This window comes from Streptomyces mutomycini (genome assembly GCF_001700505.1).
Taxonomy (GTDB): Bacteria; Actinomycetota; Actinomycetes; order Streptomycetales; family Streptomycetaceae; genus Streptomyces; species Streptomyces mutomycini.
The window spans coordinates 1-21185 of the sequence record NZ_MAPV01000149.1; the positions used below are offsets into that span (position 1 = coordinate 1).

A 21185-nucleotide genomic window follows, 5' to 3' on the forward strand; every position below is an offset into this window, starting at 1 on the left:
CGCGGACCCTCCGGCGTGCGGGAGGCACACGAGCCTGGCCCTGGCGTTCTCGGAGGGGTGGAAGCGCCGGATCCACAGGCTGGGGTCGGTGAGATGCGCGGTCACCTGACATCCTTTCGAGTCACGGGCCGGAGCGAGATCGCGGCCGGCCGAATGCCCCCGTCACCCTTCCCGCCGCCGACGATCGGGCACAACCCCTAACCTTTCGCTAGGGGTCGACCAACTCACAGAAGGCTAGAAATGGAACTCGTAGTTCCCGATCTCTCCGGGCCGGTGCCGATCTCAGGCAGCACGCGCCTCTACGCCGTCCTCGGGGCGCCCGTCGAACAGGTCCGGGCGCCGTCGCTCCTGAATCCCCTGTTCGCCCGCCTCGGCATCGACGCGGTGCTGTTCCCCGTACACGTGGAACCCGACGCCTTCGCCGGAGTCCTCCACGGGCTCACACGGATGAAGAACCTGGACGGCATCCTCGTCACCATCCCGCACAAGGCGGCGGCCCTGCGCCTCGCGGACGAGGTGAGCCCGGCAGCCGAGGTGGCCGGAGCCGTCAACGCGCTGCGCCGCGAGCCGGACGGCCGTTGGAGCGGAGAGAACTTCGACGGCGCAGGCTTCGTCCGCGGGCTGACCGAAGCAGGCCATCTCCCCGGAGGCCGGCGGATCGTCCTGATGGGGGCCGGTGGTGCGGGCAGCGCGATAGCGGCAGCACTCCTTGCGGCCGGCGCCGCACATCTGACGGTCTGCGACCCGGACGCGGCCAGGCTCCGCGAACTCGTCGCACGCCTGGAGGAGCACTGGCCGGGCCGCGCGACGGGCGAGGCGGACCCCCCACTGGGGGAAGCGGACATCGTGGTCAACGCGACCCCGCTGGGCATGCGGCCGGACGATCCGCAGCCGTTCTCCGTGCGGGGCCTCCCTCCGCGATGCGTGGTGGCGGACGTGATCATGAAGCCGAGGGAGACCGCCCTGCTGAAGGCCGCTGCCGCGCTGGGCCACCCCATCCATCACGGCGCCCACATGCTCGACCACCAACTCGACCTCTACCGCACCTTCTTCCGGCTCGACGCGCCGCCCGGGCAGTGACCGCCGCACCGGCTCCTGCCAGCCGTGACGACCCTGCCGGTATCGGCCGTCGGCCACCTGTCGGAATCCTGTCGGACGCATGTCGGTGGAGCTTGGTCCCATGACGGCATGACGCGAATCGACACGAGCCCCGAGGCCGGCCCGCCCGCCATCCGGGTGCGGGGACTGGTCAAGCACTACGGCGGGACCAAAGCGCTGGACGGCGTCGACCTGGATGTCTCCGAAGGCACCGTCCTCGGAGTCCTGGGCCCCAACGGCGCCGGCAAGACTACGCTGGTCCGCTGCCTGTCCACCCTGGAGCTGCCCGACGCGGGCACCGCGCTGGTCGCCGGGTGCGACGTGGTGAACGACCCCCGCCGGCTGCGCCGCATCATCGGCCTGACCGGGCAGTACGCCTCGGTGGACGGGAAGCTGTCCGGGTGGGAGAACCTCTACATGATCGGGCGGCTGCTCGACCTGTCCCGCAAGGACGCCCGGCGCCGCGCAGAGGAGATGCTGGAACGATTCTCCCTGACTGAAGCCGCGAAGCGGCCCGCCATGCAGTACTCCGGGGGCATGCGGCGTCGGCTGGACCTCGCGGCCTCCATGATCGGGCAGCCCGCGGTCCTCTACCTGGACGAGCCGACCACCGGCCTCGACCCCCGTACGCGCAAGGAGGTATGGGCGGAGGTCCAGCGGATGGTGGGCGAGGGCGTCACCGTCCTGCTCACCACCCAGTACATGGAGGAGGCGGAGCAACTCGCGAGCGAGCTGGCGGTCATCGACCGGGGCAAGGTCGTCGCCACCGGCGGGGTGGACGAGTTGAAGGCCAAGGTCGGCGGCCGGACGCTCAAGATCAGGCCGTCCGATCCGTCACAGCTGTCCGCCATGCAGCGGGCGGTCGCCCAGTCCGGGCTCGACGGGATCGCCGGCGCGCATGCCGCCGTGGAGGAATGCCTGCTCTACGTCCCGATCCTCCACGACGAGCATCTGACGTCCGTGATCACCCTGCTGGGCACACGCGGCTTCGGCATCTCGCACATCGGCACCCACCTGCCGAGCCTGGACGAGGTGTTCCTGGCCATCACCGGACAGAAGTCCACCTCCGTCCCGTCCGACGAGCCCGCGGACCGTGCGTCCGACACCCTTCCCGAGGAGGTCGCGGCATGAGCACAGCGACGTTTTCACCGTCTCCGTCCACCGCTCCGCCGTCGCATTCCAAGCATGCGGAGAAAGACGGCGCCGCCGGACGGAACCGGATCGGCCTGCGGGCGAACCTCAGGCACATCGGCGCCTTCACCCGGCGCAACGTCATGCAGATCAAGCAGGACCCCGAGTCGATGCTCGACGTCGTGCTGATGCCGGTCGTCTTCACCCTCCTGTTCGTGTTCGTCTTCGGTGGCTCGGTCGGCCAGTCGCTGGGAGGCGACAGCGACTCGTACGTCAACTACGTGGTGCCCGGCCTCATGGCGATGCTGGGCATGAACGTCGCGATGGCGGTCGGCAGCGGCGTCAACGACGACTTCCGCACGGGCAGCATGGACCGGTTCCGGACGATGCCGATCGCCCGGTCCTCGGTACTGATCGCGAAGATCGTGGTCGAACTCGGCAGGATGCTGATCGCCATCACCATCCTGCTGGGTGTCGGGTTCGCGCTCGGGCTGGAGATCAAGACCTCGGTGCTCGCGCTGCTCGCATCCGTGGGCCTCTCTGCGGCGTTCGGCTCGTCACTGATGTGGATCTTCATCCTGCTGGGGCTCACCATGAGGACCACGCAGGCCGTTCAGGGCATGGCGATGATGGTGCTCATGCCGCTGCAGTTCGGATCCTCGATCTTCGCACCGCCGTCCTCGATGCCGGGCTGGCTGCAGGCGTTCACGGACTACAACCCGCTGTCCAACCTCGCGGACGCGGCACGAGGCCTGATCAGTGGTGGGCCGGTCGCCCACGCCGCGGGCATGACCCTGGCCTGGGCGGGGGCGATCACCCTGATCACCGCACCGCTCGCCGTGGCGAAGTTCCGCCGGAGCACCTGAGCCCGGGCCACCGGCCACCGGCCGGTTCAGAGGGCCGAGAGGGAGGCTGCCTCATCCACCGTGAGGCGGCCTCCTTCGGCGTACAGCAGTTCGTAGGCGGCGTCCGTCAGACCGGTACGGACCGCTGCCTCGGCGTCCTCGTGCGAGGTGCGCTCCTGCGCGGCGGGAGAGTATCCCGGGGGCAGCAGCGCGTCGGCCGCCCCCAGCAGCCGCGCGGCGTTCGCGACCCGGACCGTGCCCCCCAGCCCCGCCAGCGCGCGGGCCATGGTCATCAGGTGCACCGCCGGCATCTGCGGTGCGACCAGCGCACCCAGCGGGTCCCGCGCCCGGTCCAGCGCCTCCCGCGCCCGGTCGAGCGCGTCGGCGTAACGCCCGTCCAGGTTGGCCGTCCAGGCCAGCAGTCCGTGTACGAGTCCTTCGAACGTCGCGAGGCTGGAGTAGCGGAACGTCCCCAGCAGCCGCTCCAGTTCGGCGCGCGCCTCATCGGTCCGGCCCGTGCGGTTCAGCCATACGGCCAAGGTCATCCGCGCGGCGGGCTCGACCATGTGACTGTGCCGGTCGGCCTCCGCGAGGACCTCACGCAGCACCGCTTCGGCCTCCGCGTCCTGCCCCGGTTCCGTCAGGACGCCGGCCAGCCGGGTCTTCAGCACCGCAACCTGGGAGAGCGCACCCAGTTGTTGGGCGTGACGGATCGCGGCGCGGAAGTCCTTCGCCGCGCCGGCGTTGTCACCGACGCGCTCATAGGACTCGCCCCGGACGGAGAGTGCCTCCGCCGCGCCCCAGGAATCGCCGAGCCGGGTGAACAGGGCCAGGCTCTCGTCGGCGTCCCGTGCCGCCTCACCGGTCTTGTCGCCCCGGTTGGCCAGCATGTTCGCCCGCAGTTGCAGGGCGGAGGCCAGGTCCCAGTCGTCACCCAGTGAGCGGCAGGCTTCGACGGCCCGGTCGACGAGCTGCAGCAGGCGGCCCGGCTCGCCCGTCAGCATGACGGCGTGGATCCACAGCACCCCCGGTGTGCGGCAGGTCTGCGGTACACCCGGCCAGTAGACCTCCACGATCCGGCCGCAGTACTCCACCGCCTCGGGCATGGTCCACCTGTCGAGCTCGTGGCTCATGGAGGCGAGATGGATGAGCCGCACGCCGCGCCGCGCCTCGACGAGCAGATCCGGGGGCATCGGCGGCGGGGCGTCGGTGCACCGTGCGTGCAGCGGAGGAGCGGGCACCGCCGGTGCGGCGAACGGGTCGGGTCCGAGCGCGGCGACGGCTCCGGACCAGTGCCTGGCGTCGGCCCGCAGGTCACGGATCTGCCAGTACCAGGCGAGGGTGTGGACAAGACAGAGCGCCTCGTGTTCGTCCGCTGCGGCCACCGCACGGCGCAGTGCTGCCCGGAGGTTCTCGTACTCGTTCTCGAAGACCGCGATCGCCGCCCGTTGTCCGTCCCCGCGCAGCAACGGGTTGGTTCGGCGGGCCAGTTCCCGGAAATGGACGAGGTGACGGCGCTCCACCCCGGGCCGTCTCCCGGACTCGTCCAGCCGCTCCGCGGCGTATTCACCGATCGTCTCCAGCAGCCGGTAGCGCATGCCCGTCCCGGAGGCGGTCGGAGCGGACGCCACGACCAGCGACTTGTCGACGAGTGAGCCGAGCAGACCGAGGGCGCCCGCTCCGCACACCGCTTCGACCGCCGGCAGGTCGCAGTCGCCCGCGAACACGGACAGCGCGCACAGGACCGCGCGCTCCTCGGCGCCGAGCAGGTCCCAGGACCAGTCCACGACCGCACGCAGGGTCTGCTGCCGGGGCAGTACGGTCCTGGCTCCGCCGGTGAGGAGCAGGAAGCGGTCGTCGAGCCGGTCCGCGATCTGCCGGGGGGTGAGTATCCGCAGCCGGGCGGCGGCCAGCTCGATGGCGAGGGGGAGTCCGTCCAGCCGGCGGCAGATCTCGGCGGCGGCCTCCGGATCGTCCTCGGGCCGGAAACCGGGCCGTGCGGCGACGCCGCGTTCGGTGAAGAGCCGCAGGGCCATCGGGCCGGGCAGCGGCTCCACCGGGCGCAGGACCTCACCCGGAACCCCGAGGGGTTCACGGCTGGTGGCCAGGACGGTCACCCCGGGGCAACGGGCCAGTACCTCCTCGGTGAGCCGGGCCGCGGCGTCCACGACGTGCTCGCAGTTGTCGAGCAGCAGGAGCATCCTGCGTCCGCCGCAGTGCTCGGTCAGCCGGACCAGCGGTGCGTCTCCGGTGCCGCGGTCGACGGCGCGCAGTTCCTCCGTCTTCGCGCCGGGCAGCACGGTCTGACGGGCCCCGAGAGCGGTGAGTACGACCTCGGGAACCGTCGACGGGTCTTCCACGGGCGCCAGTTCCGCCAGCCACACACCGTCCGGCCAGCGCCGGCCGGCGTCGGCCGCCTCGGCGGCCTCCATGGAGAGACGCGTCTTACCGGCGCCTCCCGGTCCGAGGAGGGTGACCAGCCGTGCGCGCACGAGGTCGGCCCCGATGGACGCGATGTCGTCCTGCCGGCCGACGAAGCTGGTCAGGCGTGCCCGGAGCTTCCCCCCTGGCCCCGCGGGCTCCTCGGAAGCCGCCTCCTGGCCGGGTGGAGCGAGCAACTCGCCGTGCAGAGAGCGCAGCTCGTCGCCGGGATCGGCGCCCAGGCGGTCGGCCAGGTCACGGCGCAGCGTCTCGTACGCGTCGAGCGCCTCAGCCGTACGGCCGGTGGCCCTCAGGGCGCGCAGCCGCAGAGCCTGCAAGGGTTCGTCCAGGGGGTGTTCGTCGCACAGGGCCATCAGCTCGGGCAGTGCCTCCTCGGCCCGTCCGAGCGCCGTCAGCGCACCGAGCCGTCCACGACGGGTCTCGAACAGCCGGGTGCCGAGCCTGCCTGCCTCGGTGCTGTGCTCGGGCAGGTCGGCGAGGGCGGGCCCGCCGGGCCACAGAGCGAGGGCTTCGTCGAGGAGTGCGAGGGCGGCGGCCGCGTCGCCCGCGGCGAGGAGGCGGGTGCCGTCGCGGGCCAACTGCTCGAAACGGTGGGCGTCGATGTCCGACGGGGCGGCGCACAGCGCGTACCCGCCGTCGGCCGAGGTCACCGTTCCGGGACCGAGGGCTCTTCGCAGCCGCCCGACCAGTGCGTGAAGGGCGCCCGCCGCGTCGGCGGGGGGCGCGTCCACCCACACCGCGTCGACGAGGAGCGGCACCGGGATGCTGTGCCCGGGCCGCAGGGCGAGTGCGGTGAGCAGCGCGCGCAGCCGGGCCCCGCCGACGGTGACAGGGGTTCCGTCCTCGCGGAAGGCTCGGGCGGGGCCGAGGATCTGGTAGCGCACGCGCCCATTCTCCCGGATGCGCGCGTGCGGGGTACGCGAGGGATGCGTTGCCGGGGCCCGACGGGTCCGACCGGCCTGTGGGACAGGCGGAAACGCCGCACCCCGGCGCGTGATCCGTGGGGTGCGGCGTCTCGTCGTGCACGGCTCAGCGCAGCTGCTCGTACGCCGGCAGTGTCAGGAAGTCCGCGTAGTCCTGGTCCAGTGAGACCTGGAGCAGCAGGTCGTGGGCCTGCTGCCACTTGCCGGTCTCGAAGGCCTCGTCGCCGGTCTCCGCGCGGATCGCCGCCAGTTCCTCGGCGGCGATCCTGCGGGCCAGGTCCGCGGTGGCGTGTTCGCCGTTCTCGAAGACCACGTCCGCGTTGATCCACTGCCAGATCTGCGAGCGCGAGATCTCCGCGGTGGCCGCGTCCTCCATCAGGTTGAAGATGGCGACCGCGCCCATGCCCCGCAGCCACGCCTCGATGTAACGGATGCCGACCGCGACGGCGTTGCGCAGCCCGTCGTAGGAGGGCTTCGCGTCCAGGGTGTCGATGGCGATCAGGTCGCCCGCCGCCACCGAGACGTCCTCGCGCAGGCGGTCCTTCTGGTTCGGCTTCTCGCCGAGGACCGCGTCGAAGGAGGCCATCGCGATGGGCACCAGGTCCGGGTGGGCCACCCAGGAGCCGTCGAAGCCGTCGCCGGCCTCGCGGTCCTTGTCGGCCTTGACCTTCTCGAAGGCGACCTTGTTGACCTCGGCGTCACGGCGCGAGGGGATGAAGGCCGCCATACCGCCGATGGCGTGCGCGCCGCGCTTGTGGCAGGTGCGGACCAGGAGTTCGGTGTAGGCGCGCATGAACGGGGCGGTCATCGTCACCAGGTTGCGGTCCGGCAGGACGAACTTCGAGCCGCCGTCACGGAAGTTCTTGACGATGGAGAAGAGGTAGTCCCAGCGGCCCGCGTTCAGCCCGGATGCGTGGTCGCGGAGCTCGTAGAGGATCTCCTCCATCTCGTACGCGGCGGTGATCGTCTCGATCAGGACCGTCGCGCGGACCGTGCCCTGCGGGATGCCAGCGTAGTCCTGGGCGAAGACGAAGATCTCGTTCCAGAGGCGGGCCTCCAGGTGCGACTCCGTCTTCGGCAGGTAGAAGTACGGGCCCTTGCCGAGGTCGATCAGGCGCTGCGCGTTGTGGAAGAAGTAGAGGCCGAAGTCGACCAGCGCGCCGGGCACCGGGGTGCCGTCGAGCTGGAGGTGACGCTCGTCGAGGTGCCAGCCGCGCGGTCGCGTGACGACGGTCGCGAGCTCCCCGGCGGGCTTGAGGGCGTACGACTTGCCGGAGTTCGGGTCGGTGAAGTCGATGTTCCGGGTGTACGCGTCGATCAGGTTGAGCTGGCCGGTGATCACGTTCTCCCACGTGGGGGCGGACGCGTCCTCGAAGTCGGCGAGCCAGACCCTGGCGCCCGAGTTCAGGGCGTTGACGGTCATCTTGCGGTCGGTCGGACCGGTGATCTCCACCCGGCGGTCGTCCAGCGCGGCCGGGGCCGGGGCGACCTTCCAGGTGTCGTCCGCACGGACCGCTTCCGTCTCCGGCAGGAAGTCCAGTGTGGAGGTGCGGGCGATCTCGGCGCGGCGCTCTCCGCGGCGGGCGAGGAGCTCGTCACGCCGGGGCGTGAACCGCCGGTGCAGCTCGGCCACGAACGCGAGGGCCGCATCGGTCAGGACCTCGTCCTGCCTCGGCAGGGGCTCGGCATCGACGATGGCCAGCGGGGACGGCGCTGGTGCGGACATGAGCTGTCACTCCTTCAGCGGATGGTGCGGCGGCACCCACGGCCGCCGGGTCGCCCGGGACGGCACGGGGTGCCAGGGCTCCGAGATACGGCCACGGGTACCGCCGATGACCGGAAGCGGAACCATGGGCTTCTGATCAGTGGATATTAGTTTCCTCATGGTGGAAGTTCAATGGTTTGTTGATGTCGAGACTCTCCGGCTCGACAGACGCGCCGCGTTCCTGGCGCGGAGTGCCGGTTCCGGCACGGTCCGTTCACTCCAGATGCCTCAGGTCCTCCGTCGTGTCGATGTCGTGCGCCCTGGCCACGTCGGAGCACTCGACGAGCGTGATCGCATCGCGGTGTGCCCGCAGGTACGCCCGGGCGCCCTGGTCGCCCACCGCACCCTCCGCGACTCCCTCCCACCGGTCGGCCCCGAACAGCACGGGGTGGCCGCGCTCCCCGTCGTACGAGGCGGCGGCCAGGGCGGTCCGGGACCGGTAAGCCGAGCGGACCCGGGCCACGGCCTCCGCCCCGATGCCCGGCTGGTCCACCAGCAGCACGAGGGCGGCGTCCGCGTCCGATCCGGCGAGGGCGCCCAGCCCCGCCCGGAGCGAGGAACTCATGCCCTCCTCCCAGGACGGGTTCACCGTCACCGTGCACGCCGAGAGGTCCGCCAGGGCCCGCACCTCGTCGGCCGCGGCACCCAGCACGACGTGCACCGGGCCGCACCCGCCGTTGCGCAGTGCCCGCACCGCGTGCTCGACCAGGGGGCGGCCGCGGTGCTCCAGCAGTGCCTTCGGCCGTCCGCCGAGTCGACGGCCGCCCCCGGCGGCGAGCAGTACCCCGGCGACCACGGGGATCCGTTGTGTCTGAGACATGTGCCCTGAATACCACTGCGGCGCCCGCATCGGCGGAATGACTGTCACCCCTCGGGGGTACTCTCGTTCCTTGTCGGCACGGTGGCGCACACCACCTTCGCCGGCACCGGTCCGACGACGGCTCCGGGCACTTGACCACTGCCCGCGGCCAGGTCGACACACCGGCGGACGGCTGTGCGAGGGGGAGTGCTTTGTTGCGAAGTGTGGGGCAGGAGCGGTTGACCGGAAGCGGTGAGGACCCGAGGGTGACGGAGCTGCGTACGGCTGTCTCCCGGCTCCGCCGCGAACTCGCCGGACACCCCGCCGAGTTCCCGGACCGGGGCATAGCCGAGGACGAGCTGGCCGCGCTGGACGCCATGGCGGTCGGCGGCAGGCCCGAGGTCCTTCGGCTGCGCCGCTCGCTGCTGCTGGTCGCGGGGGCGATCGGCTCGGTCAGCGCGCTGGCGCCCCGCCTGCGTGACGTACGGATCGCCGTGGAGCTCTTCGGGGAGCCCCGGCACCGGCCGTGAGGTCAGCGGCGGATCAGCCGGCGTGCGGTCGCCGCCGCGACCGCCGAGGTGCGTGAGTCGACGCCCAGCTTGGCGTAGATGTGGACCAGATGGGACTTCACCGTCGCCTGGCTCAGGAACAGCCGCTTGCTGATCTGCTGGTTCGACAGCCCCTCACCGACCAGCTGGAGGACTTCCAGCTCGCGTTTGGTCAGGGACTGGGCGGGGGTGCGCATCCGGTCCATCAGACGGTGGGCGACGGCGGGGGCGAGTGCCGAGCGGCCGGCCGCCGCCGTGCGTACCGCAGCCGCCAGCTCCTGGGGAGGTGCGTCCTTGAGCAGGTAGCCGCCGGCCCCCGCCTCGACGGCGGCCAGGATGTCCGCGTCCGACTCGTAGGTGGTGAGGATCAGCACCCGGGGCGCGCCCGCCGCCGCCGTGATCGCGGCGGTGGCTTCCGATCCGTGCATCCCCGCGCCGAACTGCAGATCCATCAGGACGACATCGAAGGCGCCGGTCGCGGCGAGGGCCACGGCCCGCTCGGCGGTGGCGGCCTCGGCGACGACCTCGAAGTCGGGTTCGGTGTCCAGGACGGCACGCAGGCCCGCCCGGACCACCGGGTGGTCGTCGGCGAGCAGCAGCCTGATCGGGCCGGTCATGCGGGGGTGTCCTCTCCGTCCGCGAGGGGAAGCGGCAGGGTGACCGCCAGCGCCGTGCCCTGTCCAGGCGCCGACTCCACACTCAGTGTGCCGCCCAGTGAAAGCGCCCGGACCCGCATCGCGGGCAGACCGAAGCCTCCGCTGTCCGGCCTCCGCCGCATCCCGGCCGATGACTCCGGGTCGAAACCGGAACCGTCGTCCACCACGTCCAGAGACACCGACGTCTCCATGAAGCTGAGGGTGATCTCGGCGCGCCGCGCCCCCGAGTGCCGCACCGTGTTGGCCAGCGCGGACTGCGCGGTACGGAGCAACGCCACCTCGTACGGGGTCGGCAGCTCCACCGGAGTGCCGCTGACGGCGAAATGCACGGTGAGATCCGGCGCCGACGTGCGCGACGACAGCCGGGACAGGGCCGCCGCCAGCGAGCCGTCCTCCAGATCCGGTGGACTCAGCGCCCGTACGAAGCGGCGGGCCTCGGCGAGATTGTCCTGGGCCGCCTCACGTGCCCGGCGCACATGGGCGGTGGCCGGCGCGTCCGCCGGGAGCGTGTGCTCGGCGGCCCGCAGCAGGAGCTGGATGCTGGACAGGCCCTGTGCGAGGGTGTCGTGGATCTCGCGGGCCAGCCGCTCCCGCTCGGCCAGGGTGCCCGCGGTGCGCTCCGCGTCGGCGAGCTCGGCCCGGGTGGAGACCAGCTCCTCGATGAGCTCGCGCCGCCGTTCGCTCTCCAGGAACAGCGCGTCGTATCCGAGTACGGTCGCCACGGCGACCGCCGCCCCGAGCAGCGGCCCGATGAACGTACCCGGCGTGATCTCCTGGCCGTGCAGCACGAAGCCCGTGATGGCGGCGGCCGCGGTGACCACCACGGCGGGCAGCCCCCACCGCGTCGGAAGCAGGTGCAGCTGCAGGAAGTACAGCGGGAAGGCCACCCACAGGGCGCCGGGCGACAGGGCGAGCAGGGCCAGCCACACCGCGCCCAGCGCGGCGAGCCAGACCGCGGCTGCCCGGGTGTGCGGCTGTACGACGGGGGCCAGCGCGCCTGCGCCGTAGAGGACGGCCATGACCCCCGCCAGGAGGACCACCGCGGTGTCGTCCATCGCCCCGGCCGCTGCGAGTGCCAGCAGCCCCAGCAGCAGCGCGTGCAGACAGAGCCGCAGCGCGGTGGTGACGTGGGTGTGCGCGCGCGGATTCATGGTCGTTCCAGCGTAGAGGCGACAGCCGCGGCGGCGGTCAACCGAAAGGTTGATGTCCACCCCGTCCGGCGCGCGATGTCCTCGCGGGTCCTGGGCCCGAGCCTGGAATCATGTTCGTCGCATGGAGAGATCTCAGATTCGCCCGGGGCCGGTTCGCGCTCATGGGTACGGTCGTGGTGCTGATCACGCTGCTCGTGGGGCTGCTGTCCGGCCTGACGGCGGGGCTGGCCAGGGAGAACACCTCGGCCGTCACGGGGCTGGACACCGACCGCCTCGCGTTCGCGGCCCCGCCGGACGACCGGGCGGTGTCGTTCACCGATTCCGCCGTCGAGGAGAGCGCCTGGCGCACCTGGGCAGCCCTGCCAGGGGTCACCGCCGCCGAACCTCTCGGGATCCGGACGCTGGACGCCGCCGCCGGCGACCGCAGGGCCGCGGTCTCGGCGTTCGGTGTCCGGCCGGCCGGGGACCTCGCACCCGGGACGGTGGCAGCGGGCCGGGTGGTGCTCTCCCTGCAGGCCGCCGACGACCTCGGTGCGGGCGCCGGTGACACCGTCCGGCTGGGCGGCGCCGAGGTGACCGTCGACGCGGTCGCGGGCGACGCCTCGTACAGCCACACCCCGGTGGTGTGGACCTCGCTCGACGACTGGCAGCGCATCAGCGGTACCGGGGAGCAGGCCACCGTGATCGCGCTGACGACGCACGGAGCGGACCTGGCGGCCGGTGACGGGGCGGCGGACACCCGCACCCTGACACTGGACGAATCCCTCACCGCGATCGGCTCCTACCAGGCCGAGAACGGCTCGCTCCAGCTCATGCGGGGCTTCCTCTTCGCCATCTCCGCGCTGGTCGTCGGCGCCTTCTTCACCGTCTGGACCATCCAGCGCAGCGGCGACGTCGCCGTGCTCAAGGCGCTGGGTGCCTCCACGCCGTACCTGCTGCGGGACGCCCTCGGACAGGCCGTCGTGATGCTCGCCGCCGGCACCGGGGCGGGCACCGCGCTCGCCACGGGCATCGGCGCGCTCGTCGGAGGAGGGGACGGGGCCGTGCCGTTCGTCCTGGACGCCTCGACGGTCCTGGCGCCCGCCGCCGTCATGATCACCCTCGGCGCGCTCGGGGCCGCGCTGTCCATCCGGCGGATCACCGCCGTCGACCCCCTCACCGCACTCGGGAGCGTCCGATGACCCTCACCCTCACCGATGTCACCCTCACCTATCCCGACGGCGACACCCGGCTCACCGCCCTGGACCGGATCTCCCTGGACGTCCCCGCCGGCACGCTCACCGCGGTCGTCGGACCATCCGGTTCCGGTAAATCCAGCCTGCTCGCCGTCGCGGCCACGCTGGTCACCCCGGACGGCGGGAGGGTCGTCGTGGCGGGCACGGACACCGCGGGGCTCACGCGCGCGGAGAAGGCCGCACTGCGCAGGGAGCGCATCGGCATCGTCTTCCAGCAGCCGAACCTGCTGCCGTCACTCACCGCGGTGGAGCAGGTGCAGGTGATGACACATCTGTCCGGCGGGTCGCCGCGTGCCGCCCGGGTACGCGCGCTGGAGCTCCTGGACGCGGTCGGTCTGGCCGACAAGGCGGACCGCAGGCCGCACCAGCTGTCCGGCGGCCAGCGCCAGCGGATCAACATCGCACGGTCCCTGATGAACGAGCCGGCGGTGCTGCTCGTCGACGAACCGACCAGCGCGCTCGACCACGAACGGGGGGCCGCGGTCCTGGAACTGCTGGCCGGACTGACCCGCGAACGGTCGACGGCCACGGTCCTGGTCACTCACGACCTGGCGCATCTGGACCGCGTTGACGGGACGGTGACGATGGAGGACGGCCGCCTGACGGCACCAGCCCCGGCCTGACCGCTCAGCCGTCAGGAGGCCGGCCCGCTGCTCGCCAGCGCCTCGGACAGCTCCTTCGCGGTCTGCTGGAGGATCGGCACGATCCGCTCCGTCGCCGCCTCCGTCACCCGTCCCGCCGGACCGGAGATGGAGATGGCGGCCGAGGTGGGGGAGTCGGGCACCGACACGGCGAGGCAGCGGACCCCGATCTCCTGCTCGTTGTCGTCCACCGCGTAACCCGCCCGGCGCACCTGCTCGAGTGCGTCCAGGAAGCCGTCCGGCGTCGTGATCGTCTTCTCGGTGGCCGCGGGCATGCCCGTCCGGGCCAGCAGCGCCCGGACCTCGTCCGCCGGGGTGTGTGCGAGCAGGGCCTTGCCCACGCCCGTGGAGTGGGGGAGCACCCGGCGGCCCACCTCGGTGAACATCCGCATCGAGTGCTTCGACGGCACCTGGGCGACGTAGACGATCTCGTCCCCGTCGAGCAGCGCCATGTTCGCCGTCTCGCCGGTCTCCTCGACCAGCCGCTGGAGATACGGCCGTGCCCAGGTGCCCAGCAGCCGGGCGGCGGACTCGCCGAGGCGGATCAGACGCGGGCCCAGCGCGTAACGGCGGTTGGGCTGCTGCCGCACGTAGCCGCACACGACGAGGGTGCGCATCAGGCGGTGGATGGTCGGGAGGGGGAGTCCGCTGCTCGCGGAGAGTTCGCTGAGCCCGACCTCGCCCCCGGCGTCCGCCATGCGCTCCAGCAGATCGAAGGCGCGCTCGAGGGACTGCACGCCGCCGCTGGGACCGGCGGGCTTGGAGTCGGATGTGCTGGCGTGGGACGGCGGCACGTCAACGGTCCTTTCGAAGCGGAGGCAAGGCAGCAGCCTACCGGGCTGCTCCCGATCGGCCCACTGCTCCCGGTGCGGCGTCCTTGCCGGTCAGGACCTGTTTTGTCCTGGTGTCGGCGGTCCGGCCCGCGTTCGGCGCCAAGCGCGGTGGTGCCGCTCCTGGCTCATTCTACGTTCCGCCTGTCGAAAATGAACTTTTACTTCGTGGAAATCTCCGAGCGGCCCGGTGCGTGGTCCACTGGCAGCCGCACCGGGGAGGAGGGGTCTTGACGGGCCGCTTCCCCGAGTGAAGACTCCTTCAACAAATCGTTGAATTCTGCGTGAGGAGCACAGGTGCCCGGTGTGGACGTGAAGCTGGTACTCCGCTCGACGCGCGTCGTCACCCCCGGAGGGACCCGCGCGGCAGCGGTCCTCGTCGCCGGCGGGGAGATCGAGGCGGTCCTGCCGTACGACACCGAGGTGCCGGGCGGCGCCCGCGTCGAGGACTTCGGCGACGACGTCCTGCTGCCGGGGCTCGTCGACACCCATGTCCATGTGAACGATCCCGGCCGCACCGAGTGGGAGGGGTTCTGGACCGCCACCCGCGCTGCGGCGGCGGGCGGCATCACCACCCTGCTCGACATGCCGCTCAACTCCCTCCCGCCGACCACCACGGTCGAACACCTGCGCGTCAAGCAGCAGGTGGCCGGCCCCAAGGCGCACATCGACACCGGCTTCTGGGGCGGTGCGATCCCGTCCAACACGAAGGACCTGCGTCCGCTGCACGAGGCCGGGGTGTTCGGCTTCAAGTGCTTCCTCTCGCCCTCGGGTGTCGAGGAGTTCCCCGAGCTGGACCAGGAGCAGTTGGCACGCTCCATGGCGGAGATCGCCGGCTTCGGCGGCCTGCTGATCGTGCACGCAGAGGATCCGCACCACCTGGCCGACGCCCCGCAGCGGAGCGGGGAGAAGTACGCCGACTTCCTCGCGTCCCGTCCGCGTGACGCCGAGAACGCCGCGATCGAGGGCCTCATCGCCCACGCCGGGCGGCTGAACGCGCGCGTCCACGTCCTGCACCTCTCCTCGAGCGACGCGCTGCCGCTGATCGCCGCCGCCCGGCGTGAGGGCGTACGCGTCACCGTCGAGTCCTGCCCGCACTTCCTCACCCTGACCGCCGAGGAAGTCCCGGACGGGGCGACGGAGTTCAAGTGCTGCCCGCCCATCCGGGAGGCCGCCAACCAGGACGCGCTCTGGGCCGGGCTCGCCGACGGCACGATCGACTGCATCGTCTCCGACCACTCGCCCTGCACCGCCGACCTCAAGACCCCCGACTTCGCCTCCGCCTGGGGCGGGATCTCCTCCCTGCAGCTGGGCCTGCCCGCCGTCTGGACCGAGGCACGCCGGCGCGGCCACACCCTGGACGACGTGGCCCGCTGGATGTCCGCCGCACCCGCCGGACTCGCCGGACTCACCCGCAAGGGCGCCATCGAGGCCGGACGGGATGCGGACTTCGCGGTCCTCGCCCCCGACGAGACCTTCACCGTCGACCCTGCCGGACTCCTCCACCGCAACCGGGTCACCGCCTACGCGGGGAAGACCCTGCACGGCGTCGTCAAGTCCACCTGGCTGCGCGGCACACGGATCGCGGCCGACGGCGTACTCGCCGAACCCACCGGCCGACTCCTCGAAAGGAACCAGTGACCATGACGGCGACACCGCACTTCACCGGCGACGCGAACCCGTACGGGGGAGGCGACCCGTACGCCGACTACCGCACCGCCGACTTCTCCTTCACTCATCTCGTGGACCTCGCCGACCGGCGCCTCGGCGGTGGCGTCATCGCCGCCAACGACGAGTTCTTCGCCGAGCGCGAGAACCTGCTCAAGCCGGAGCCCGCGGAATTCGACCCCGAGCGCTTCGGGCACAAGGGCAAGATCATGGACGGGTGGGAGACCCGCCGCAGGCGCGGTACGAGCGCCACCGAGCCGCACCCCACCGACGAGGACCACGACTGGGCGCTCGTACGCCTCGGTGTACCCGGCGTGGTGCGCGGGCTGGTCGTCGACACCGCGCACTTCCGCGGCAACTACCCGCAGTCGGTCTCCGTCGAGGCGGCCTCGCTGCCCGGCTCCCCGTCCCCCGAGGACCTCCTCGCACCCGATGTGAAGTGGACAACGCTCGTCCCCCGTACGGCAGTCGGCGGCCATGCGGCCAACGGCTTCGCGGTCCACGAGGAGCGGCGCTTCACCCATCTGCGGGTCAACCAGCACCCCGACGGCGGCATAGCCCGCCTGCGCGTCCACGGCGTCGTGGCCCCCGACCCGGTGTGGCTGGCCGCCCTCGGTACGTTCGACCTGGTGGCCCTGGAGAACGGCGGCGAGGTCGAGGACGCCTCCGACCGCTTCTACTCCCCGGCCACCAACACCATCGCGCCGGGCCGCTCGCGGAAGATGGACGACGGCTGGGAGACCCGCCGCCGGCGCGACAAGGGCAACGACTGGATCCGCTACCGTCTGGCCGGGCAGTCGGAGATCCGTGCCGTCGAGATCGACACCGCCTGCCTCAAGGGCAACGCGGCCGGCTGGGCCACGATCTCGGTCAGTGACGGCGAGGGGGGAGAATACGCGGTGGTCCTGCCCCGCACCAGGCTCCAGCCCGACACGAACCACCGCTTCGTCCTGCCGGAGCCGGTGCGTGGCACGCATGTCCGGATCGACATCTTCCCGGACGGCGGGATCTCCCGGCTGCGGCTCTTCGGCACGCTGACCGAGGAGGGCGCGGCACGGCTGGCAGCCCGCCACGAAACGCTCGGCGGGTAGCCTCCGCTTCCCGCGTGCCGCTCGCGGTCCAGGGGCAGGTGTGCCGGTTCACACCTGCCCGGTGGGGATATGGGAACCTGGTCGCGACGCCGCCGTCCCGACCAGGAGTCGCCATGATCTTCATCGCCGTCAAGTTCACCGTGCGCACCGCCGAGCGGGACAACTGGCTCCCGGCCGTCGAGGAGTTCACCCTCGCCACCCGCCAGGAGCCGGGCAACCTCTTCTTCGACTGGTCCTACAGCGTCGAGAACCCGGACCAGTTCGTCCTGCTGGAGGCGTTCGCCTCGCAGGAGGCGGGCGAGGCGCATGTGAACTCCGAGCACTTCAAGGCCGCGATCGACACCATGTCGGAGCTCGTCAGCGAGGTCCCCGAGATCGTCAACGTCGAGGTGCCCGGCGACGACTGGTCCCGGATGTCGGAGGTCACCCCGCGCAACCGGTGACCCCGGCCCGCATCGACCGGTCACCTGCCGCCCGCCCACCGGTGACCGTCGCCGTCAGAACTCCTCGTGTGTATCGGGGTCCCCGCCGAAGCGGTGCGACGGCCGGGCACCGATCCGGTCCAGCTCCTGCTGGGTCAGCTCGAAGCCGAACAGGTCGAGGTTCTCCCGCTGGCGCCCGGGATCGGCGGACTTCGGGATCGGCACCGCCCCCAGCTGGGTGTGCCACCGCAGCACGACCTGTCCCGGTGTCACCCCGTGGGCCTCGGCGGCGGCGATCACCTCCGGGGTCCGAAGCACCTGGCGCCCCCGGGCCAGCGGACTCCAGCTCTCCGTGACGATGCCCTTCGCGGTGTGTACCGCCCGCAGCTCCTCCTGCGGGAGCAGCGGATGCATCTCGACCTGGTTCACCACGGGCAGCACACCCGTCTCCCGCTCCAGCCGGTCCAGGTGCTCCGCCGTGAAGTTGGATACGCCGATGGAGCGTACGAGACCGTCCTCGCGGAGCTTGATCATCGCCTTCCAGGTGTCGACGTACCTGTCCACCCGGGGCAGTGGCCAGTGGATGAGGTACAGGTCGACGTACTCCAGTCCCAGATTGCTCCGCGACTCCTCGAAGGAGGCCAGCGTCTGCTCGTAGCCGTGGTGGCGGCCGGGGACCTTGGTGGTGACGAAGAGCTCCTGCCTGGGTACCCCGGAGCGGGCGATCCCGCGGCCGGTGCCGGTCTCGTTCCCGTAGTTCAGCGCGGTGTCCACGAGCCGGTAGCCGAGCCCCAGCGCACCGGCGACGGCCTTCTCGGCGGCCTCGTCGTCGAGCGGCCAGGTGCCGAGGCCCACCGCGGGGACGGTGCTGCCGTCGTGGAGGTTACGGACCGGGGGCGGTGTCCTGCTCATGGTCTCCCACTTCGTTCGCGTACGGTCCCCACCAGCGTAGGACGGGCCGCCGGGCGGGGCGCGCGACGCGGCCGGGTGCGGCCGCCGGGCGGTAGCCGGTGCCTGACGACCAGGCGTACCGGTGGGTTTCGTCCGACAGTGGGGTCTGTACGGGTGGAAGCACCCGGCCGCCGGGATCCACGGCGACAGCGATACGGAGGAGCGGGGCCATGGCGAAGCTGACTCTCACCACGTTCGTGTCCCTCGACGGCGTGATGCAGGCACCCGGCGGGCCCGATGAGGACACCACCGGCGGGTTCGGGTACGGGGGCTGGATGGTGCCGTTCGCGGACGACGACATGGGGGCCTTCGTCAATGAGGTCTTCGACCGCTCGGGTGCCTATCTGCTCGGGCGGCGCACGTACGACATCTTCTCGTCCTACTGGCCCAGGGTCACCGATCCGGAGGACCCGATCGCGTCCCGTCTCAACGCCCTGCCCAAGCATGTCGTCTCCACGACCCTGAAGGACCCGGAGTGGGAGAACACCACCGTCGTCCCGGGTGACGTGCCTGCCGAGGTCGCACGCCTGAAGGAGCGCACGGAGGAGGGGGAGCTGCAGATCCACGGCAGCGGAACCCTGGCACAGTCCCTCATGGCGCACGACCTGATCGACGAGATCAACCTGCTCGTCCACCCCGTCTACCTGGGCAGCGGCAGGCGGCTCTTCCCCGACGGCGGGCAGCCGACGGCCTTCGAGCTGACCGACACACGGATCACCGGGAGCGGCATCGCGATCCACACCTACCGGCCGACGGGCCGCGCTCGGTTCGGGACCTTCGACCCCGGCGTGTGAGAGGAGCCGGTCTCAGGGGGCCGGAGGCAGTGCCGAACCGTCCGTGGCCGAGGCGCGCAGCCGCCCCAGGATGGCCCGCGCCGCCTTGGTGTAGCCGGGGGTGTTGCTGTGTAGTACCGACTCTGCGTTGGCCAGCTCCATGAACGCGATGAGTTCGAAGGCCAGTTGCGAGACGTCCGTGTCCGCGGCCAGCTCGCCCCGCACCCTGGCCTCCTCGACGGTCTCCTCCACGAAGGTGACCCAGCCCGTCTGCGTGGAGGCCAGCGCGTCGTGCACCCTGCCCTCCCTGGAGTCGAACTCGGCGATGGTCGCGTAGAAGAAACAGCCGCCGCTGAACACCCGGCGCTGCGAGTAGGTGAGCCAGCTCTCGCACATCCGCCAGACGCGGCCCAGACCGGGCCGAGCCGCCCTGGTCGGTGTCAGCACGTGCTCGACGAAGACGTTCACCGCGGCGCGCACCGTGGCGAGCTGCAGCTCCTCCTTGGAGCCGAAGAGGGCGAACACACCGCTCTTGCTCAGCTTCAGCTCCGTGGCCAGCCGGCCGAGCGACAGGCCCTCCAGTCCCTCGGTCGAGGCGACGTGGACCGCGCGCCCCAGCACCAGTTGCCTGGTCTGGTTCCCCCGCTCGACCCGTCCGTCCAGCCGCGCTCCACCCATGTGCCAACTCCGTGTGTCCGAGCGTCCCAGGGCCGACATTCTAGGAGGATCCGGTACGGCCGTGGGGCCGCTTCCCCCGGTGAGGACCCCCGCGAACACGTGGCCGAGTCACCCTCTGGACAGAGGTTCCCGAGGGGGGCGGCCGTTCGGTACGGTGATCGCTCCCCGTGTGAGCCGGCGAGGTCTCCACATCGTTCCCGCTGTGGAGAACCAGGAGAACCAGGTGTCCTCTGCCGTCCTGCCCGCGCTCGCCCCGACCCGCCGCGCATGGGTCACCGACCTGCCGCTCCTGCTCGTCGCCGCAGTCTGGGGGGCCAGCTACCTCGCGGCCAAGGGCGTCACCACGACGCACACCGTCATCGCCGTCCTCGTGCTCCGCTTCGCGATCGTGCTGCCCGCGCTGGTGGTCGCGGGGTGGCGCGGGCTGCGGGCGCTGAGCGGCGCGCAGTGGCGGGGCGCGGGCCTGCTGGGACTCGTGCTCAGCGGGATCTTCCTGCTCGAGACGTACGGAGTCGTGCACACGTCGGCGACCAACGCGGGGCTCATCATCAGCCTCACGATGATCTTCACCCCGCTGGCCGATGCGGCCGTGACCCGGGTCCGGCCGCCGGCGGCCTTCCTCGCGGCGGCGGGCCTCTCGGTCGCCGGTGTGCTGCTGCTGACCCAGGGCGGCGGTTTCACCAGCCCCTCGGCGGGCGATCTCCTGATGCTGCTCGCCGCTCTCGCCCGTACGGTCCACGTCCTGGCGATGGCGCGGATCAAGGCGGTCCAGGACTCCGACTCGCTCTCCCTGACCACGGTGCAGCTCGGCAGTGCCGTCGCGGTCTTCGCCGTACTGGCCGCCGTACCCGGCACAGGGCCTGCGCCCTGGACGGTGGCTGCGGACTTCGGCGCCACCGAGTGGGCGGGGCTGCTGTTCCTGTCCGTGTTCTGCACGCTGTTCGCGTTCTTCGTGCAGATGTGGTCGGTACGCCGCACCTCGCCGTTCCGGGTCAGCCTGCTGCTCGGCACGGAACCCCTCTGGGCCGCGGCCGTCGGCATCGCGATCGGGGGCGAGCGCCTGGGCGCCCTGGGAGTGCTCGGCGGGGTGCTCGTGCTGGCGGGCACGGCGTGGGGGCGCCGCCGCGCCGACGTCACCTCCTGACCGAGTCCGCCGCGATCATGGTGGAGCGTCTCCCTGGGGTGCGCCGTCTCCCGGTGTGCTCATGATGTGGGGTGGGGGCCATGACTGAACTCTCGGTGGACACAGCACAGCAGGTTCTCGACAGCCAGCCGTTCAGCGGGCTCGTCGGAGCGAGGATCACGGAGTTCGGGGACGGCGAGGCAGTCCTCGAGATCGACGTGCGCGAGGAGCTCACCCAGCAGAACGGCTTCCTGCACGGCGGGGTGCTGTCCTACGCGGCCGACAACGCGCTCACCTTCGCGGCCGGGACGACGCTCGGGCCCGCCGTGCTGACCGGTGGCTTCTCCATCCAGTACGTCCGCCCGGCGAGCGGCCGCACCCTGGCCGCACGCGCCCAGGTGGTCCACACCGGCCG

At 71.7% G+C, this 21185-nt stretch carries 20 protein-coding genes and 1 pseudogene; 12 read left to right on the forward strand and 9 right to left on the reverse strand.

Annotated elements, in window-relative coordinates; genetic code table 11:
- Positions 1-105 (reverse strand): annotated as a pseudogene (locus BFF76_RS33955) (thioesterase); the annotation flags it as partial.
- Between the two features lie 135 nt (positions 106-240).
- Between BFF76_RS33955 and BFF76_RS21090 the strand changes: the two are divergent.
- The 3 genes from BFF76_RS21090 (at position 241) to BFF76_RS21100 (ending at position 3095) form a co-directional block, all read left to right on the forward strand.
- A complete protein-coding gene (locus BFF76_RS21090; RefSeq protein WP_107418464.1) occupies positions 241-1080 on the forward strand; it encodes a shikimate dehydrogenase family protein in 840 nt (279 codons plus the stop codon).
- A gap of 108 nt (positions 1081-1188) precedes the next feature.
- Positions 1189-2229, forward strand: a complete 1041-nt coding sequence (locus tag BFF76_RS21095; protein WP_031092811.1) for a daunorubicin resistance protein DrrA family ABC transporter ATP-binding protein — start codon at positions 1189-1191, stop codon at positions 2227-2229.
- Positions 2226-3095 carry an ABC transporter permease gene (locus BFF76_RS21100; RefSeq protein ID WP_065848837.1) on the forward strand — a complete coding sequence of 290 codons (870 nt, stop codon included), beginning with the start codon at positions 2226-2228 and terminating at the stop codon, positions 3093-3095. Before BFF76_RS21095 ends, BFF76_RS21100 begins: the two co-directional genes overlap by 4 nt.
- Before the next feature lie 26 nt (positions 3096-3121).
- Here BFF76_RS21100 and BFF76_RS21105 read toward each other — a convergent pair whose 3' ends face one another.
- The 3 genes from BFF76_RS21105 to BFF76_RS21115 form a co-directional block, all read right to left on the reverse strand.
- The gene (locus tag BFF76_RS21105) at positions 3122-6400 is read right to left on the reverse strand and encodes an ATP-binding protein (protein ID WP_065848838.1); all 3279 of its coding nucleotides are present in this window, start codon (positions 6398-6400) and stop codon (positions 3122-3124) included.
- Between the two features lie 145 nt (positions 6401-6545).
- The gene (aceB, locus tag BFF76_RS21110) at positions 6546-8165 is read right to left on the reverse strand and encodes a malate synthase A (RefSeq protein WP_031092805.1); all 1620 of its coding nucleotides are present in this window, start codon (positions 8163-8165) and stop codon (positions 6546-6548) included.
- A 253-nt stretch (positions 8166-8418) separates the two neighbouring features.
- Positions 8419-9024, reverse strand: coding sequence for a nucleotidyltransferase family protein (locus tag BFF76_RS21115; protein ID WP_065848839.1), 606 nt, complete (start codon positions 9022-9024; stop codon positions 8419-8421).
- A 191-nt stretch (positions 9025-9215) separates the two neighbouring features.
- On the opposite strand from BFF76_RS21115, the gene BFF76_RS21120 reads away from it, so the two are divergent.
- On the forward strand, positions 9216-9533 hold the full coding sequence (locus BFF76_RS21120; RefSeq protein WP_078850578.1) for a DUF5955 family protein: 318 nt from the start codon (positions 9216-9218) through the stop codon (positions 9531-9533).
- A 2-nt stretch (positions 9534-9535) separates the two neighbouring features.
- On the opposite strand, the gene BFF76_RS21125 is transcribed toward BFF76_RS21120, so the two are convergent.
- The gene (locus BFF76_RS21125; RefSeq protein WP_053930751.1) at positions 9536-10168 is read right to left on the reverse strand and encodes a response regulator; all 633 of its coding nucleotides are present in this window, start codon (positions 10166-10168) and stop codon (positions 9536-9538) included.
- Positions 10165-11358 (reverse strand): sensor histidine kinase, encoded by a 1194-nt coding sequence (locus BFF76_RS21130; protein ID WP_065848840.1) that lies wholly within the window; start codon positions 11356-11358, stop codon positions 10165-10167. The genes BFF76_RS21125 and BFF76_RS21130 overlap by 4 nt, the downstream gene beginning before the upstream one ends.
- Positions 11359-11468: 110 nt before the next feature.
- On the opposite strand from BFF76_RS21130, the gene BFF76_RS21135 reads away from it, so the two are divergent.
- A complete protein-coding gene (locus tag BFF76_RS21135) occupies positions 11469-12539 on the forward strand; it encodes an ABC transporter permease (RefSeq protein WP_065848841.1) in 1071 nt (356 codons plus the stop codon).
- Positions 12536-13216 carry an ABC transporter ATP-binding protein gene (locus tag BFF76_RS21140; protein ID WP_031092793.1) on the forward strand — a complete coding sequence of 227 codons (681 nt, stop codon included), beginning with the start codon at positions 12536-12538 and terminating at the stop codon, positions 13214-13216. The genes BFF76_RS21135 and BFF76_RS21140 overlap by 4 nt, the downstream gene beginning before the upstream one ends.
- An 11-nt stretch (positions 13217-13227) precedes the next feature.
- Here BFF76_RS21140 and BFF76_RS21145 read toward each other — a convergent pair whose 3' ends face one another.
- Positions 13228-14028, reverse strand: a complete 801-nt coding sequence (locus BFF76_RS21145) for an IclR family transcriptional regulator (protein ID WP_053930754.1) — start codon at positions 14026-14028, stop codon at positions 13228-13230.
- A 333-nt stretch (positions 14029-14361) separates the two neighbouring features.
- Between BFF76_RS21145 and allB the strand changes: the two genes are divergently transcribed.
- From allB to BFF76_RS21160, 3 genes are all read left to right on the forward strand, one after another.
- On the forward strand, positions 14362-15705 hold the full coding sequence (gene allB, locus BFF76_RS21150) for an allantoinase AllB (protein ID WP_031092792.1): 1344 nt from the start codon (positions 14362-14364) through the stop codon (positions 15703-15705).
- Between the two features lie 2 nt (positions 15706-15707).
- The gene (alc, locus tag BFF76_RS21155) at positions 15708-16823 is read left to right on the forward strand and encodes an allantoicase (protein WP_065848842.1); all 1116 of its coding nucleotides are present in this window, start codon (positions 15708-15710) and stop codon (positions 16821-16823) included.
- A gap of 113 nt (positions 16824-16936) precedes the next feature.
- Entirely contained in the window at positions 16937-17266 is a 330-nt protein-coding gene (locus BFF76_RS21160; RefSeq protein WP_031092790.1) for a putative quinol monooxygenase, read from the forward strand.
- A 54-nt stretch (positions 17267-17320) separates the two neighbouring features.
- On the opposite strand, the gene BFF76_RS21165 is transcribed toward BFF76_RS21160, so the two are convergent.
- Positions 17321-18157 carry an aldo/keto reductase gene (locus tag BFF76_RS21165; protein WP_031092789.1) on the reverse strand — a complete coding sequence of 279 codons (837 nt, stop codon included), beginning with the start codon at positions 18155-18157 and terminating at the stop codon, positions 17321-17323.
- 209 nt (positions 18158-18366) lie between these two features.
- Here BFF76_RS21165 and BFF76_RS21170 point away from each other — a divergent pair, with 209 nt between their 5' ends.
- Entirely contained in the window at positions 18367-18990 is a 624-nt protein-coding gene (locus BFF76_RS21170) for a dihydrofolate reductase family protein (protein ID WP_053930757.1), read from the forward strand.
- Between the two features lie 12 nt (positions 18991-19002).
- Here BFF76_RS21170 and BFF76_RS21175 read toward each other — a convergent pair whose 3' ends face one another.
- The gene (locus BFF76_RS21175; RefSeq protein WP_053930758.1) at positions 19003-19647 is read right to left on the reverse strand and encodes a TetR/AcrR family transcriptional regulator; all 645 of its coding nucleotides are present in this window, start codon (positions 19645-19647) and stop codon (positions 19003-19005) included.
- Positions 19648-19870: 223 nt separating this feature from the next.
- Between BFF76_RS21175 and BFF76_RS21180 the strand changes: the two genes are divergently transcribed.
- Positions 19871-20791, forward strand: coding sequence for a DMT family transporter (locus tag BFF76_RS21180; protein WP_065848844.1), 921 nt, complete (start codon positions 19871-19873; stop codon positions 20789-20791).
- Between the two features lie 80 nt (positions 20792-20871).
- On the forward strand, positions 20872-21185 hold a 314-nt coding region (locus BFF76_RS21185), incomplete at its 3' end, for a PaaI family thioesterase (RefSeq protein WP_065848843.1).